Genomic DNA, 15,508 nt, shown 5'->3' with positions numbered 1-15,508 from the left:
GTCGCCCGTATGGCCCAACGGTCCGTGGCACGGCCCCCGTGCCCGGACCGCCCGGCGTCGCGCCCCGCGGCTCCAGCGGAGCAGGGCGGGCGCCCCACGGCCGCACGAGCGCGGCACAACCGTGATCGAACAAGCTTCCCGCGTCCACAACCGCGTACCCACGCGCCCAGCCGCGCGGCCGTGAGCCGCCGGGCAACCACCCACGGGGGAACAGTGATCACTCGACGGACCGCACTCAGGGCAGGCGTGGCCGCCACCAGCATCGTCGGCACGGGCGGGATGCTGCTGCCGGTCGTGAACGCCGTCGCCACCGAGCCCCCCGCCCCCGCGGCCGAGCTCGACGCCGCGGGCATAGCCAAGTTCACCCAGAGGATGCCGCTCGCCCCGGTCCTCCAGCCGTACCTGACGACGAGCACCACCAGCTACTACCGGATGAACCTGAAGGAGGCTTCGAAGGAGATCGTGCCCGGCCTGACCACCCGGCTGCGCACCTTCAACGGATCCTTCCCCGGCCCCGTCATCAAGGCCGAGTCCGGCCGCCGGGTCGTGGTCCGCCAGACCAACTCCCTCTCCGTCCCCACCTCGATCCACCTGCACGGCGCCCACGTGCCGCAGGACAGCGACGGCTCGCCCATGGACCTCATCGAGGCGGACGGCGGCACCAAGACGTACACGTACCCCAACACCCAGCCGCACGCGAACCTGTGGTTCCACGACCACGCCCACCACATGGAGTCGGAGAACGTCTTCCGCGGGATGACGGGCACCTACGTGCTCACCGACGACATCGAGCGCCGCCTGCGCCTGCCCTCCGGCGCCTACGACGTCCCGGTCTCGCTGCGCGACGCCCGCTTCGCGCAGAACGGCGAACTCATCTACGAGATGGGCGACTTCAAGCACCGCAACGTCATCCTCGCCAACGGCAGGGCCTGGCCGTATTTCGAGGTCGCGGCCCGCAAGTACCGCTTCCGCCTCACCAACACGGCCAACCAGCGGTTCTTCGCCCTCCGCCTCGCCGACGGCTCCGAGATCGTCCAGATCGGCACGGACGGCGGCCTGCTCCCCGCCCCGCACCGCACCGACACCGTCGCGATCAGCCCGGGCGAGCGCGCCGACGTCGTCATCGACTTCTCCCGCTACCCGGTCGGCACCACCATCGAACTGGTCAACAAGGACGTCGCCCCCTTCGAATCGGCCGACGTGGTCGGCAAGGTGATCCAGTTCCGGGTCACCCGCACCGCGCGGGACGACAGCGTCGTCCCGGACACCCTGCGCACCCTCCCGCCGCTGCCCGCCGCCACCGTCAACCGCAGCTTCGACATGAAGATGGACGAGACCGGCAGCCCGGGCAGCCAGGCGTACATCAACGGCAAGACGTACGACATGGACCGGATCGACACCGAGATCGCCTACGGTGCCACCGAGATCTGGACCGTGAAGAACTCCAACCAGTTCGCCCCGCACAACTTCCACATGCACCTCGTGCAGTTCAGGGTGCTGGAGCGGAACGGGCAGCCGGTCACCGCCGGCTCCGAGACGGGCCTGAAGGACACCGTCCCGCTCAAGCCGGGCGAAACGGTGAAGCTCCAGGCCACCTTCACCGGCTACCGTGGCACCTACGTCTACCACTGCCACCTGTTCGACCACGGGGCCATGGGCATGATGGCGAACATGCGCATCTCCTGAAGTACCACGGATCCCTCGCCCCGGCGGACGTACGGCCCGCCGGGGCGAGGCCGTTGCCGGAACCCGGTCTTGATCGTTTGGCTGCCTGACGGGCCGTCGGACGGACGGCGAGACACGGGACGGGTGGTCGGGGTGCGGGTGGCGCGCAGGACGGTTCTACGGGCGGGCTCGGCGGGAGCGCTGGCGGCGCTGGTCGGCCACCCGCCGGCCGCCGCGGCGGCCACGGCCCCGGCCGGCCCCGACCCCGCCGGCGCGGACACGGCCCCCGCGGCCGTGACCGGTCCGGCCGCGGCCGGCGCGTACGCGGCCGGGGAAACGGCCCGGATCCGCCTCACCCGCGCGACCAACGGCGCGGCCACCGCCACCGCCACCGGGGAGCGCGTCGTCGCCGAGGTGCAGGGCGTCCTGTGGTCGCTGCCCCCCGACGGCGCGCCCGCCACCCGCCTCACCCCGCCCGACCTGGAGCCCGGCCGCCCGGTGTTCTCCCCGGACGGCCACCGGATCGCCATGAGCGCCTACCGCGGCGGCGCCTTCCACATCTGGGTGATGGACGCCGACGGATCCGGCCTGCGCAGGCTCACCGACGGCCCCTTCGACCACCGGGCGCCCGCCTGGTCGCCCGACGGCCGCCACCTCGCCTTCTGCTCCGAGCGCGGCGGGGACCCCGTCGCCGGCGGCCCGTACCGGATCTGGACCGTCCCCCTCACGGGCGGCCGCCCCGTCCCCCTCACCGGTCTCCCCGGGCAGCAGGGTCCCGGACAGGAGGGCGCCTGGGAGGACTTCGACCCCGTCTGGACCCCGGACGGAGCCCGCGTGCTCTTCGTCCGCGCCACCGTCGACGGGGAGACCCTGACCGCCCGGACCCTCGCCTCCGTCGCCGCCGACGGACGGGGCCCCGTACGCGTGGACCACACCGTCGCCGACGGCAGCCTGCTGACCCCCGCCCTCTCCCCGGCCGGCCGCACCGCCTGGCTGTCCGCCGCCCCCGGACCCCGCAAGACCCAGATCCTCACCCTCCACGCCGACGGCCGCCCCGTCCCCCTCGACGGGGACGTCGCCCCCGCGCCCCCGCGCTGGATCGGTGACGACCGCCTGCTCGTCACCCTCGACGGCCGCTTCCGGGTGATCCGCCCGCACCGCGACACCACCGGCCGCGAGATCCCCCTCGACGCCACCCTCGAAGTGCCCCGCCCCCGCTACCGCGTCAAGGAGTACGCGCTGGAGGCCGAGCCCGGACGCCCCGTACGCGGAGTCCACCTGCCCCGCCTCTCGCCCGACGGCCGCACCGTCGCCCTCGTCGCCCTCAACGCCCTGTGGACCGTCCCCGTCGGCGGGGGAGCCCCGCGCAGGATCGCCCAGGCCCCCGCGACGGCCTACGTCCAGGGACCGGTGTGGACCCCCGACGGCCGGGCGCTGATCTACACCGACGACCGCGACGGGCTCAACACCGTACGGCGCCGCGAACTCGCCGGCGGCCACGAGAGCGTCCTCGCCGCCGACGGCCGCGTCTACGGCTCGCTCTCACCGGACGGCACCCGGCTCGCCTGCCTCGACCTCTCAGGACACCTCCTCGTCCGCGACCTCGCCAGCGCCACCGAGACCCCCCTCGTGGCGGCCCTCGGCGGCGGCGGACTGCCGAGCCCGCCCAGCTGGTCGCCCGACGGCCGCCACGTCGCCCTCTGCGACCGCAACCGGATCAGCCACCGCTTCCGCGAGGGCCACAACCTCATCCGGATCGTCGACACCACCACCGGCGCGGCCCGGCTGCACGCCCTCGCCCCGCACGCCTCCCTCTCCGACAGCTACGCCAGCGGCCCCGTCTGGTCGCCCGACGGCCGCTTCCTCGCCTGCGTCGCCGAATCCGCCCTGTGGCTGCTGCCCGTCACCCCCGACGGCACCCCCACCGGCACCGCCCGCCGCCTCACCGACGAGTGCGCCGACCACCCCTCCTGGGCCGCCGACTCCCGCACCCTGCTCTACCAGTCGGGCGACCGGCTGCGCCTGCTGACCCTCGACGCCCAGGGCGCCCCCGCGCGCCCGCCCCGCACCGTACCGGTCTCGCTGACCCACCGCCGCCCCTCCGCCGTCGACACCGTCGTGCACGCCGGCCTCCTCTGGGACGGCACCGGAGCCCCGCCCCGCGCCGACGTCGACGTCCTGATCAGCGGCGGGCGCGTCACCGCCGTCGAAGCACACCGGCCCCGCCGCCGCGCGGCCCGCACCGTCGACGCCTCCCGGGGCACCGTCCTGCCCGGGCTGTGGGACGCCCACGTCCACCCGTACCCGTACACCTACGGCGCCCGCCAGGGCCTCCTGCACCTCGCCTACGGCGTCACCACCACCGTCTCCCTCGGCGGCTCCGCCCACGAACAGGCCCGCCTGCGCGACGACATCCGCGCCGGCCGGCTCACCGCCCCCCGGCTGCTGGCCGGCGGCGAACTCCTCGACGGCTCCCGCGTCGCCTACAGCATGGGCCGCGCCCACCGCACCGCCGAGGGCCTCGCCCGCTCCCTGGCCCGCGCGCAGGCGCTGGACTGGGACTTCGTCAAAACCTACGTCCGCGCCCCGTACGCCTTCATGGAGCAGGCCGCCCGCTTCGCGCACGAGCGGCTCGGCGTCCTGGCCGGCTCCCACCTGTGCGCCCAGGGCGTCACCTCCGGCCAGGACCTCACCACGCACCTCGTCGCCACCGAACGCGCCGAACACGGCCACGGCGCCACCCCGGCCGGCCACACCTACGAGGACACCCTCGCGCTCTACACCCACGGCGGCTTCGACCTCATCGCCACCCCCTTCGCGGCCCTGCCGCTGATCGGCGCCGACCCGTCCCTCGCCGACGACCCCCGCGTCACCGCCCTGATGCCCCCCTGGGACGCGAGCGCCGTCCGGGCCGCCGCCGCCCTGCCGCCGACCGCCGAACAACTCACGGCCCTGGAACGGGAGACCGGCGTCTACCGGCGGGTCCTCGCGGGCGGCGGCCGGGTCGCCCTCGGCACCGACGCACCCCTCACCCCGGTCGGCCTCCACCTCCACCTCGCCCTGCGCGCCCTGCACCGGTACGGCTTCTCCCCGGCCGAGGCCCTCACCACCGCCACCCGCACCCCGGCCCGCGTCTTCGGCGTCGCCGACCACCTCGGCACGGTGGAACCGGGCAAGCTCGCCGACCTCACCCTCGTCGACGGCGACCCCTTCACCGACTTCGCCGACCTCGTCCGCGTCCGGGCCGCCGTGCGCGCCGGAACCCTCCACGAACGCGCCGCACTCGAAGCCGCCCACCCCCGCGCCGCAGGGCCCGGCCCCGACTGGCAGCCGGTCCTGCGCCAGATGCTCAGGGACGGCTGCTGCACCCACCGGTCCCACGGTCACCAGGCCTGACGGACCAGGGGGGTTATCCCCACCCCGGGGCGACCGGGCTGCCGGATGGGAGCCGGGGCCGCGGACAACGAGGCTTGCCCCATGACGAATTCCAGGAACAAGGCCCTCCTCCTCGCCCTCTGCGCCGCCACCGCCGCCACCACCCTGAGCGCCGTCGTCCCGGCGGCGGCCACGGCTCCCGGGGCGGGAGCGCAGCTTCCCCGGCTCGTCTGGCACCCCTGCGCGAAGCCGGGCGGCCCCGCCACCCAGGAGTGCGCCGACCTGCCCGTCCCCCTCGACTACGCGAACCCGGCCGGCCCGCAGATCACCGTCGCCGTCTCCCGCGTCCGCAGCGACCGCCCCGAGGCCCGGCGCGGCACCCTGGTCGTCATCCCCGGCGGACCCGGCGGCTCGGGCGTCCAGCGCCTCACGCAGAAGGGCGCCGCGCTCCAGAAGCAGCTCGCCGGCGCCTACGACCTCGTCGCCTTCGACCCCCGCGGCGTCGGCGGCAGCACCACCGCCTCCTGCGGTCTCACCCCCGGCGACCGCTACCTCACCAGCCTGCGCGCCTGGCCCGCCCCCAACGGCGACATCTCCGAGAACGTCGCCCGCTCCGAGCGCATCGCCGAGGCCTGCGCCCGCAACGGCGGCCCCGTGCTGCGCAGTTTCACCACCGCGAACGAGGTGGCCGACATGGACCGGCTCCGCGAGGTCCTCGGCGAACGCAAGATCTCCGCCTGGGGCGTCTCGTACGGGACCTACGTCGGCGCCGTGTACGCGCAGAAGCACCCGGAGCGCACCGACCGCTGGGTCCTGGACAGCAGCGGCGACCCCGACCCCACCCGCCTCGCCCGGGGCTGGCTGGCGAACATGGGCCAGGGCGCCGACGACCGCTTCCCCGACTTCGCCGCCTGGGCCGCCCACCCCGACCGGGACCGCGACGGCCTGCGGCTGGCCCGCGACCCCGGGGACGTGGAGCCGCAGCTGCTGGCCCTCGCCGCCTCCCTGGACCGCACCCCGCGGCCGACGACCACCCCGGGCGTGCCCCTGACCGGCAACGGCCTGCGCCAGGCCCTGCAGAACGCCCTGTACGGCGACTCCGCCTTCCCCGCCTTCGCCAAACTCCTCGTCTCCCTCCGGGACCCGGCGGCCACCCCCGTCCTCCCGCCGGAGCTGGCCCAGCCGCTGCGCGACGAGGACGCCGCCCAGCTGGTCGCCGTGCTCTGCAACGACGTGGCCTGGCCGCGCGAGGGCGCCGCCGCGGGCCAGCGCGCCGTGGACGAGGACCGCGCCCGCCACCCCCTCACCGCGGGCATGCCCGTCAACGTGCTGCCCTGCGCCTACTGGAAGGACGCCCCGGAGCAGAAGCCGACCCGGATCACCGCGAACGGTCCGTCCGACATCCTCATGGTCCAGAGCCGCCGCGACCCCTCCACGCCCCACTCCAAGGGCCTGAAGATGCGCGAGGCCCTGGGTGACCGGGCGGTCCTCGTCACCGTCGAGCAGGGCGGCCACGGCCTCTACCTCGGCAACGGCAACGCCTGCGCGGACCGCACCGTCACCACCTTCCTCACCACCGGCCGGCGCCCCGCCCGCGACACCGACTGCGCCAACTGACGGCCACCGCGCCGGGGGTCCGCCGGTGGATCCGGCCGGCCGGCCGCCGACCGCGACCACACCGGCGGGTGACCGGGTACCGCCGCCCGTGGCCACGGGCGGCGGCAGTCGAGCGAGTCCCCCCGGCCGACGGGCCGGCGGTGGTTGACTGACGGTCATGCCGCTCGACTCCTACGGCGTGCTGTCAGGGACGCTGCACAGCCACTTCCGCGACCAGCCCGACACCCAGGGGCACTGGTTCCACGTCAACCTGGAGGTCGACGCGCCCGCCGGGCGCTACCGGTGCGCCGTCGACGTGGACAGCAAGGAGTCCGCCACCGGCGTCCAGTGGAAGACCTTCACCCTGTCCGCCTCGCAGCTCGACCCGCTGCCCGCGCTGGCCGCCGGCTACCACGACCTGTCGATGTCGTCCGGCTCGGGCGCCGTCGACTACCTGCGCCACCCGGCCCTCGTGGACAGCCCCGGCTGCCTCTTCGTCCGCCGCCCGCCCGCGTGGATCCAGCACCTCCTGGACCGGCTGGACCCTCCCCGCCCGTGGATCTCCGGCTCCAATCTGGACGCCGCGGGGGCGCTGGAGCCGATCCTCGTCATCGGCCGGCCGATCCTGATCCTCGGCCAGCCCTTCGACCACGGCGGCCTGGGCATGCACAACATCCACCAGAACCAGGGCGACCCCTACGGCAGTCAGTGGTGGCCCGACAACGGCACCTGGCAGGACGGGGCCACCTTCACCCGCCGCCCCGACGGCCTCTACGACGTCTTCCTCAACAAGTTCACCAGCCAGGCGGACCACACCGGCCCGGACGGCCACCCCCTCTAGGCCCTGGCGACGGCCCGCGGGGACGGCCGCCCGGTGGCGCCGGGCGCGGTCGTCAGTTGGCGGCGTAGACGCGCACCGCGAACTCCGCGATGTCCGCGTCGGAGAGGTTCTTGGCGAGGTTGGCCTCGGTGATCATGCCCACGAGCCGGTGGCCCCCGGCCATGTCGATGACGGGCAGCCGCTTGATCTGGTGGACCTCCATGGTGTCCAGGGCCTCCTGGGCGGTGGTCTCGCCGTCCACCCAGTGCAGGACCCCGCCCAGCTCGCCGGCACGCACCCCGGCCGGCTCCCGGCCCTCGGCGCAGCACTTCACGACGATGTCGCGGTCGGTGATCATTCCCTGGAGGCGTCCGTCGTTCCCGCAGATGGGCAGGGCGCCGACGTTCAGGTCGCGCATCATGCGCGACGCGTCCAGCAGGGACTGGTCCTCCCGTACGCACTGCACGTCCCCGGTCATGATGTCCCGGGCCCGCAGGTTCCTGGTCATGGTTCCTCCTCTGGGTCGGTGACTGCGTGCCTTCCTCCCGTTGCCCCTCCTCTTACGAGCACAGCACGGATGGGCCGCCGGGGCGCGCCGGGGCGGGGAGGCGAGCCCCGGCCCCGATTTATTGACTGTTCGTTCCAGAATCTTCTATGATCTTGGGCATGGCCAGGACCAAGGAATTCGATCCGGACGCCGTGCTGCAGTCGGCTCTTGAGCTGTTCTGGCGGCGCGGCTACGAGGCGACGTCGGTGACCGACCTCGTCGAGTGCCTCGGCATCGGCCGCGCGAGCATCTACGCGACCTTCGGCAGCAAGCACGAGCTCTACCTGAAGGCGCTCGACCGCTACGCCGAATCCCGTGACCTGCTGCTCCTCGCGGAGCTGTCGCGGCCGGGGCCCGCGCTGCCCGCGGTCAGGGCGGTGGTGCGCCGCTTCGCCGCCGAGGCGGGCGCGCCGCAGGAGAGGTTGAACGGCTGTTTCGTCACCAACACCGCCGCCGAGCTGGCCTCGCACGACACGGCCGCGGCCCGCCGGGTCGAGGCGGGCTGGGACCGCCTGGAAACCCTGCTCCACTCGGCCCTCGTACGGGCCCAGGGGCAGGGTGAGCTGGCCCCGGACCGCGACCCCCGCGCGCTGGCCCGCATGCTGCTGGTGCTGCTCCAGGGCGTACGGATCGTGGGCAAGGCCTGCGGGGACCCCGCCAGGGTGCGGGACGCCGCCGAGCAGGCCCTGGCCCTGCTGGACTGAAGACCGTGCGGAAGGGGGGCCTTCGGGCTCCCCTTCCGCGGCACCGAATTCTGAACCGATCAGTCAAATATGGGGCGGGTGCCCCTCCCTCGAAGGAGTCATCGACATGCAGCACCGCTTCACCGGCAAGACCGTCCTGGTGACCGGCGCGGGCTCCGGCCTCGGCCGGGCGATCGCCCTGGCCTTCGCCGCCGAGGGCGCGTCCGTGGTCGCCGCGGGACGCACCGCGGCCCCGCTGGAGGAGACGGTCGCCCTCATCGGGGCGGCCGGCGGGGCCGCGGCCGCCGTCACCGCGGACGTCACCGACTCCGACAGCCTGCGCGACCTCGTCCACGCGAGCGTCACCCGTTTCGGCGGCCTGGACATCGCCGTCAACAACGCGGGGATACTGCGCGGCGCGGGCCCCGTCGCCGACGTGGACGAGGAGGACTGGGACGCGGTGCTGCGCACCAACGTCACCGGCGTCTGGCTGGCGATGAAGCACGAGATCGCGCACATGAGGGAGAACGGCGGCGGCGCCATCGTCAACATCTCCTCCAACCTCGGCGCCCACCGCCGCGTCCCCGGCGCCGCCGCGTACATCACCTCGAAGGCCGCCGTCTCCGCCCTCACCCGCGCCGCCGCCCTCGACCACGTCCAGGACGGCGTCCGCATCAACGCCGTCAGCCCGGGAGCCTCCGTCGCGCCCATGTCACTGCTGCCGGGCGAGACGGAGGCCGAGCGCACCGGGCGGATGAAGACGCAGACCCCGCTCGGGCGGGCCGCGGAGGCCGAGGAGGTGGCCGCGGCCGTCCTCTACCTCGCCTCGCCCGCCGCCGGCGCGGTCGTCGGGTCCGACCTCGTCGTGGACAGCGGCTCCTCGGCCTGAGGCCCTGAGCCCAGGCCCTGAGGCCCCGAGGCCCTGAGGCCCCGGGGCGAGCCGGTCCGGGCCGGCCGGGGGCCCGTGCGCCGTGCGCCGGGCCCCTGCCGGATCAGCCCCGGGCCGGCGCCGCGGGGACCGGCAGCGGATTCCCCTCGCAGGCGGCGTCCGCGGCCGGCATCCGGCCGTCGGCCAGGAACCCCTCCACGTACCCGTCGACGCAGGCGTTGCCCGCCTGGTACACGCCGTGGTCGCCGCCGTGCACGGTGATCATGCGAGAGCCCGCCAGCCGCTGGTGTGCCCGTACGGCGCCCTCGTAGTAGGTGGCCGGGTCGTGCGTCGAGCCCAGCATCAGGATGGGCGGCAGCTCCCGGCCGTTCCCCGCGGGCCGGGGCGCGCGCGAGCGCGGCCACTGGGCGCAGACCGCCGCGTACGACAGCTCCCGGGCCCCGATCATGGGGTGGGTGCGGGCGTCGGCCCCGCTGCGCGCCACCCAGTGGTCGAGGTCACGGTCCCACGGGGAGTCCTGGCAGACGACCGAGAAGAAGTCCGCCGCGAACGCCGCCCCCAGCGGATGCCTGAGCTTCGCGGCGAGGGCCTGCCGGGCGGCGGGCGGCGCGGCGTCCGGGTTCTGGAGCAGGCCGAGCACGGCCGCGAGGTCGGGGAAGCGGCTGCCGCTGTAGATGATCGACGTCGTGGCCGCGTCGAGGCGGTCGGGGGTGACCCGCGTCCCCTCCAGGTCCAGCGGGCGGTCGCGGAGCGCGGCGCGCAGACGCTCGTAGCCGGCCTTGGCCTCCTGCGGGGTCCGCCCCAGGTGGTAGACGTCGTCATGGAGGGCCAGCCAGGGCAGGAAGTCCTCCTCGAAGCGCCGCTGGAAGCTCAGCGGCTGCCCCGTCATGAACTCCTCCCAGCCGGCGGTGGCGTCGATGGCGCTGTCGAGGACCATGCGGTCGACCCGGCGCGGGAACGTCCGCGCGTACTGGGCACCGAGGAAGGTGGCGTACGAGGGGCCGTAGTAGGAGATCCGCTCGGTCCCCAGCAGCGCGCGGTACAGGTCCATGTCGCGCACGGCCTGATCGGTGGTGATGAAGGGCAGCAGACCGCCCGAGTTGTTCCGGCAGTCCCGAACGAACCGCCGCGCCCGCTCCAGCGTGCCGTTCACCGCCTCCGGCGAGCGGTCGCGCAGGTCGCCGCCGCCGAACATGTCGTCGACGGCGTCCTGGTCCGAGCAGACCACGTTCGTACTGGCCCCGACCCCTCGCTGGTCGAAGCCGACGATGTCGTACGCGGCCGCCAGCTTCGGGGCGTAAGAGGCCAGCCCCTCGGGCCGGCCCAGCCCCGAGGCGCCGGGCCCGCCCGCGGCCATCATCAGCACACCGCGCCGGGCGGCGGGACCGGCGGCCCGGTGGCGGGACACCGTGACCGTGAGGTCCGCTCCCTCGCCGGGGTGGTACCAGTCGCGCGGCACCGTCATGGAGGCGCATTCGAGCGAACCGGACGGACAGGGACGCCAGTCGAGCCGCTGGTGGGCGTACCGCCCGGGAACGGCGGGCGCGCCGGCCGGCGGAGCGGCCGCGGCGGCGGGTGAGGCGGGCAGGGCTGCGAGGGCGAGCAGCCCGCAGGCGGCGGTCGCGGCCCAGCGCGCGGGCTTGCGGAAGAGGTGCACGGTCGGGTTCCCCCCGGTGGAGTGGATCGGTCACCCCACCCTCTCCGCCCCGGGGGTCCCGCGGCGATCCCCCTGGCATCCGTCCCGGGGGTGGTGCTGGTGCCACCCCCGGGGGCGTGCCGGTCAGGAGGAGGGGCGGCGGCGCAGGTGCGCGGTGAGGTGGTGCTGCAGGGGCCGGCCCACGGCCGCCATGTCGTGAACGACCGTCATCCGGTCGCCGTCGAGCGTGTAGTGACGGCGGGTGGCCGTGACCTCCTTGGCCAGCGGGGTCAGCGCCACGTCCTTCGTCTCGATCTCCACCTCGGTCCCGGACACCCGGCCGACGTAGGTCTCGACGATGCCGGTCGGGTGCGCGAGCACCACCTCCAGGGAGGCGTCGGGGGTCACCCGCCACCACCCGGCCTCCCGCCCCGCCGGCCGCACCGGCGCCCCGGATCCGTCGATCAGCCAGGCGCGCGCCTCGTAGCGCAGGAACGGACGGCCGTCGTGGCTGAAGGTGAGCTCCTGCTCGTACCGGAAGTCCTGCTCCAGCGTCGGGTACTCGCCCTCCCCGCGCCCGTGCCAACGCCCGATCAGCGGCAGCACCGGCCGCAGCAGCGGGTGCGGTTCGGGGCCCTCGCCGAGGACGTGGGTGTCGGGGTACGGATTGTCCTGGACCGACTCGAACATGTTCACCCTGCCTGTCTGTGGATTCCCCCGTGGCGCGCGGCCCAGCCGGACGCGGCCGCCGTCCCGGGGCGGGCGTCAGGCGCGGGCCGACGGATCAGGCCACGAACTCCTCGTCACCGTAACGCACTTCCGCACGGCTCCAGTCGACCCCGAGGGCGGCCGTGAACCTGCGGGCCAGCGGCAGGTCGGACACCGGGGCGATGAGGATCAGCTCCCCGCCCAGGGTGACCGAGCCGCCGCCGAGCCGCTCGCGGGCCTCGGGGTCCGCGACCAGCGCTTCGCGCAGCCGGGTGGGGCTGACCCCGGCGGCCCGCACCTCCACCGCGTCGGTCTCCAGCGAGGTGCGCGGCAGACAGCGGAACGTCAGCACCGACTCCTGGTCGTACTGCTTGCGGATGACGTCGGCGATGTGGTGCAGACCGTCCCGCCCCACGCGCTCGACGTCGAACTCCCGCGACCGCTCGTACGTGGTCTGCTTCTGCTCGCCGGACCAGAACACCCCGTCCAGCAGGGTCGAGCCGGCCGTCAGCGCGCCGTGCGCCCGGACGATGCCCCGCACCTCGTGGTCGAAGCGCGTCAGGCGCGTCCGCAGCCGGGGGTCGGCCGGATCCGTGATGACCGCCGTGTTGTCCGTGGCGAAGACCTCCGCCGTCGGACAGCCGGATCCCCGGGACACCGGAGCGGCCTGGGCGGTCCCCGCACCGGCCGAACCCAGTGCCAGGACCCCGATCGCCACCAGCACCCGCAACCGCTTCATGCCTCAACTCCCCGCTCGTGAACGCGAAACGCGGCTCCTGGAGCCGCGGCGCGCCCCATCCTAGGAGCGCCCCGGACACTCGGGGGGCGGCGGCGACCCGAATGGCCGATGGCGAACGGTGGCGCCTGCACCGCGCCGGCACGCCGCCGGGTGAGGCGGTGGACGATCCCGTTCTGCGAATGCCTCAGCCGACCGGCCCGTCAGGCGGGGCAGGGCCGGGCCCCGGGGTTCTAGGCCGACAGGCCCTCGATCACCTCGGCGCCGGGCAGTCGGGCGAAGAGGTCGCCCGGGGCGATGAGCTTGCCGCGGCGGCGGCCGCTGCCCACCAGGCAGTACGGCATGTCGACGACGGCGGGGTCCACCAGCAGGGGCCAGTCGGACGGGAGGCCCAGCGGGGTGATGCCCCCGTACTCCATCCCGGTCAGCTCCACGGCCGTGTCCATCGGCGCGAAGGACACCTTCCGGGCCCCCAGGTGCCGCCGGACCACGCCGTTGACGTCGGCCCGGGACGCCGAGGGCACCAGGCAGGCGGCGAGCGCGGTCTCGCCCCCGCGCCGCGCGGCCACCACCACGCAGTTCGCCGATCGGGCCAGCAGGTCGCGCCCATAGTGCTCCACGAAGGCGGCCGTGTCGGCGACGGCCGGATCCGTGTCGACGTACACGATCCGCTCGACGGGCAGGTCCGCCGCGAGGGCGCGGAGTGCCGCCGCCACGGGCGGGACGAGTTCTTCCAGGCAGTCGGGGGCGGGCCGGGCGAGGTCGAAGGAGCCGATGGGAGCACGCATGCCCGCACGGTAACAGCGCCCGCGCCCTCACACCGCGACGGCCTCGATGACCGAGGGCAGCGCGGGCGTCGGCAGGATCCGGTGCAGCCGGAACCCGGACCGCGCGAGCATCGACTCGAACTCGGCCGCGGTGCGCTCGCGGCCCCGGACCACCATCAGCATGACGATGTCCAGTTCCACCGCCGGATGCGGCACGCCGCTCCCGGGCAGCACCGCGTCCGCGATCAGCAGCCGGGCGCCGGGCGCCGCCGCGCGGCGGACGGATTCGAGGATGCGCAGGGCGTCCTCGTCGCTCCAGTCGTGCAGGACGTGCTTGAGGACGTAGAAGTCGCCGCCGGACGGTACGGCGGTGAAGAAGTCCCCGCCCTCGACCCGCCACCGCCCCGCGATACCGGGCTGGTCCAGCAGGTGTTCGGCCACCGTGGCGGGCCGGTCGAACAGGACGCCCTCCAGCGAGGGCCACCGGCCGAGCACGGCCCGCAGCAGCCCGCCCCGCCCGCCGCCGACGTCGATGACGCGGGAGCCCTCGGGGAACGCGTAGCTCCCCGCGATCAGTTCGTCGGCGGGGCCGGAGAGCGAGGCCATGCCGGCGTCGAAGACGGACCGTTCGGCGGGGGACTTGAGGAGGTACTCGAAGAAGGGCACGCCGTGGGCCAGTTCGAAGGAGGACTCCCCGGTGCTCAGCGTCCCGGGGAGCTCGGCCGCGGACCGCGCGAACATCGGATCGGTGATCATGAGCACGCCGGCGTGCTGTGAGTCCGGCGCGTCGGTGCGCAGCGGGCGCCCGCTCTCCTCCAGCCGGAAGGCGCCCCGCTCGTCCTCGCGGAACAGCCCGCGGACCGCGAGCAGACGCAGGAGGCGCCGCAGGGCAGCGGCGTCGGTGCCGGTCCGGGCGGCGAGTTCCTCGGCCGTGCGGGGGCCGTCGGCGAGGTGGTCGGGGATCCGGTGGACGGCCACGGCCCGCAGGGCCGCGGCGTGTACGTGCCCGAACATCACGTCGTGCAGGGCGGACGGTGCGTAGGGGTCGGTGAGGTCGCCGGGACGGGCCACGGTCGCGCTCCTGTCGTGTCGGGGACTGCCGCACCGTCATGGTGGCCCCCCGCACGGCGGGGCGGGCCGCTTTCGCCGCAGCCGCCCGCCGTCAAGTCGACTTCAGGGCAGGAGCCTTCAGGACGCGAGGGCGGCTGCCACCGCCGGGGCGGCGGTGTCCGGGGACCGGAGGGAACCGAGGCGTTCGAGGCGCTCGCGGCTCTCCTCGTCCAGCGGGACGTACGTCACCAGCCGAGGTCCGGCCGCCGGACCCAGCCAGAGGTTGGTGTGCTCCAGGTGCAGCAGGCCCACGTGGGCGTTGAAGATGTACTTCGCCTTCCCGCCCGGCCCGACCACCTCGTGCCGCGCCCAGATCTCCCGGAACTCGGCCGAGGCCGCCTCCAGCCTGGCCAGCAGCGCCTTCCACGTCGGCTCGGCCAGGTGCTCCGCCATCGACGCCCGGAACTTGGCCGCCATCATCCGGTTCACCTCGGGCAGGTCGACGACGGCCGCCCGCCAGTCCGGGTTCGTGAAGGCGAGCCACATGCAGTTGCGTTCCTCGGGCCGCAGCCGGTCCAGATCGCACAACAGCCGCCCGTAGGTGGTGTTGTACGCGAGGATGTCGTACCGGCTGTTCTGGACGCAGGCCGGAACCGGATCCAGCTGGTCGAGCATCGCGCGCAGGGCCGGGGTCACACTGGGGCAGGGCGTGTGCGACGCCGGATCGGTGCTGTCGGCCAGCGCGAACAGGTGCGCCCGCTCGCTGGGGTCCAGCAGCAGGGCGCGCGCCAGGGCGTCCAGCACCTGCGGCGACACCTGGATCGCGCGGGCCTGCTCCAGCCAGGTGTACCAGGTGACGCCCACCGCGGAGAGCTGGGCCACCTCCTCGCGGCGCAGCCCCGGCGTGCGCCGGCGGCGGCCGCGCACCAGCCCGACCTGCTCGGGCGTGATCCGCTCGCGGCGGCTGCGCAGGAAATCGGCCAGCTCGTGCCGGCGTACGTCGCTCTCGGGGGCCACAGTGGTCATGACTCCAGGG

The 15,508-nt window shown here is 74.7% G+C and carries 13 protein-coding genes; 6 read left to right on the top strand and 7 right to left on the bottom strand.

Translation table 11 applies throughout. The features are described 5' to 3' along the window. The first annotated feature begins 213 nt into the window (after positions 1 to 213). From OG295_RS01320 to OG295_RS01305, 4 genes are all read left to right on the top strand, one after another. The gene (locus OG295_RS01320; protein WP_371675093.1) at positions 214 to 1,686 is read left to right on the top strand and encodes a multicopper oxidase family protein; all 1,473 of its coding nucleotides are present in this window, start codon (positions 214 to 216) and stop codon (positions 1,684 to 1,686) included. Positions 1,687 to 1,824: 138 nt separating this feature from the next. Further along, positions 1,825 to 5,061, top strand: a complete 3,237-nt coding sequence (locus OG295_RS01315; protein ID WP_371675092.1) for an amidohydrolase family protein — start codon at positions 1,825 to 1,827, stop codon at positions 5,059 to 5,061. An 81-nt stretch (positions 5,062 to 5,142) separates the two neighbouring features. Beyond that, the gene (locus OG295_RS01310) at positions 5,143 to 6,657 is read left to right on the top strand and encodes an alpha/beta hydrolase (RefSeq protein ID WP_371675091.1); all 1,515 of its coding nucleotides are present in this window, start codon (positions 5,143 to 5,145) and stop codon (positions 6,655 to 6,657) included. Between the two features lie 157 nt (positions 6,658 to 6,814). After that, positions 6,815 to 7,477, top strand: coding sequence for a DUF2278 family protein (locus OG295_RS01305; RefSeq protein ID WP_371675090.1), 663 nt, complete (start codon positions 6,815 to 6,817; stop codon positions 7,475 to 7,477). A gap of 52 nt (positions 7,478 to 7,529) precedes the next feature. Here the strand turns inward: OG295_RS01305 and OG295_RS01300 are convergent, their stop codons facing one another. Further along, entirely contained in the window at positions 7,530 to 7,964 is a 435-nt protein-coding gene (locus OG295_RS01300) for a CBS domain-containing protein (protein ID WP_266846192.1), read from the bottom strand. Positions 7,965 to 8,122: 158 nt separating this feature from the next. Here OG295_RS01300 and OG295_RS01295 point away from each other — a divergent pair, with 158 nt between their 5' ends. Both OG295_RS01295 and OG295_RS01290 read left to right on the top strand, forming a co-directional pair. Next, positions 8,123 to 8,707: a TetR/AcrR family transcriptional regulator gene (locus tag OG295_RS01295; protein ID WP_371675089.1), complete on the top strand. Its 585-nt coding sequence runs from the start codon at positions 8,123 to 8,125 to the stop codon at positions 8,705 to 8,707. Positions 8,708 to 8,813: 106 nt separating this feature from the next. Then, the gene (locus tag OG295_RS01290) at positions 8,814 to 9,575 is read left to right on the top strand and encodes an SDR family NAD(P)-dependent oxidoreductase (protein ID WP_371675088.1); all 762 of its coding nucleotides are present in this window, start codon (positions 8,814 to 8,816) and stop codon (positions 9,573 to 9,575) included. 103 nt (positions 9,576 to 9,678) lie between these two features. Here OG295_RS01290 and OG295_RS01285 read toward each other — a convergent pair whose 3' ends face one another. The 6 genes from OG295_RS01285 to OG295_RS01260 all read right to left on the bottom strand — a co-directional run bounded on the left by OG295_RS01285 (position 9,679) and on the right by OG295_RS01260 (position 15,498). After that, positions 9,679 to 11,232, bottom strand: coding sequence for an alpha/beta hydrolase (locus tag OG295_RS01285; protein WP_371675087.1), 1,554 nt, complete (start codon positions 11,230 to 11,232; stop codon positions 9,679 to 9,681). A gap of 123 nt (positions 11,233 to 11,355) precedes the next feature. Beyond that, positions 11,356 to 11,901 (bottom strand): FABP family protein, encoded by a 546-nt coding sequence (locus OG295_RS01280; protein WP_371681069.1) that lies wholly within the window; start codon positions 11,899 to 11,901, stop codon positions 11,356 to 11,358. A 94-nt stretch (positions 11,902 to 11,995) separates the two neighbouring features. Continuing rightward, complete coding sequence (locus OG295_RS01275; RefSeq protein WP_371675086.1) at positions 11,996 to 12,658, bottom strand: hypothetical protein; 663 nt, start codon at positions 12,656 to 12,658, stop codon at positions 11,996 to 11,998. A gap of 230 nt (positions 12,659 to 12,888) precedes the next feature. Then, positions 12,889 to 13,443 (bottom strand): YbaK/EbsC family protein, encoded by a 555-nt coding sequence (locus OG295_RS01270; RefSeq protein WP_371675085.1) that lies wholly within the window; start codon positions 13,441 to 13,443, stop codon positions 12,889 to 12,891. 27 nt (positions 13,444 to 13,470) lie between these two features. Continuing rightward, complete coding sequence (locus tag OG295_RS01265) at positions 13,471 to 14,493, bottom strand: methyltransferase (protein ID WP_371675084.1); 1,023 nt, start codon at positions 14,491 to 14,493, stop codon at positions 13,471 to 13,473. A 117-nt stretch (positions 14,494 to 14,610) separates the two neighbouring features. After that, positions 14,611 to 15,498, bottom strand: coding sequence for a helix-turn-helix domain-containing protein (locus OG295_RS01260; protein ID WP_371675083.1), 888 nt, complete (start codon positions 15,496 to 15,498; stop codon positions 14,611 to 14,613). Positions 15,499 to 15,508 lie beyond the last annotated feature (10 nt).

Origin of the sequence: Streptomyces sp. NBC_01276 (assembly GCF_041435355.1) — a bacterium.
In the GTDB taxonomy this organism is placed as follows: domain Bacteria; phylum Actinomycetota; class Actinomycetes; order Streptomycetales; family Streptomycetaceae; genus Streptomyces.
This window is presented reverse-complemented; position numbering and strand designations above follow the sequence as displayed.

Excerpts from the sequence above, each read along its gene's own strand:
- OG295_RS01310 (WP_371675091.1), top strand. The coding sequence starts at position 5,143 with ATGACGAATTCCAGGAACAAGGCCCTCCTCCTCGCCCTCTGCGCCGCC.
- OG295_RS01305 (WP_371675090.1), top strand. The coding sequence starts at position 6,815 with ATGCCGCTCGACTCCTACGGCGTGCTGTCAGGGACGCTGCACAGCCAC.
- OG295_RS01300 (WP_266846192.1), bottom strand. The coding sequence starts at position 7,964 with ATGACCAGGAACCTGCGGGCCCGGGACATCATGACCGGGGACGTGCAG.
- OG295_RS01295 (WP_371675089.1), top strand. The coding sequence starts at position 8,123 with ATGGCCAGGACCAAGGAATTCGATCCGGACGCCGTGCTGCAGTCGGCT.
- OG295_RS01290 (WP_371675088.1), top strand. The coding sequence starts at position 8,814 with ATGCAGCACCGCTTCACCGGCAAGACCGTCCTGGTGACCGGCGCGGGC.
- OG295_RS01280 (WP_371681069.1), bottom strand. The coding sequence starts at position 11,901 with ATGTTCGAGTCGGTCCAGGACAATCCGTACCCCGACACCCACGTCCTC.
- OG295_RS01275 (WP_371675086.1), bottom strand. The coding sequence starts at position 12,658 with ATGAAGCGGTTGCGGGTGCTGGTGGCGATCGGGGTCCTGGCACTGGGT.
- OG295_RS01270 (WP_371675085.1), bottom strand. The coding sequence starts at position 13,443 with ATGCGTGCTCCCATCGGCTCCTTCGACCTCGCCCGGCCCGCCCCCGAC.
- OG295_RS01260 (WP_371675083.1), bottom strand. The coding sequence starts at position 15,498 with ATGACCACTGTGGCCCCCGAGAGCGACGTACGCCGGCACGAGCTGGCC.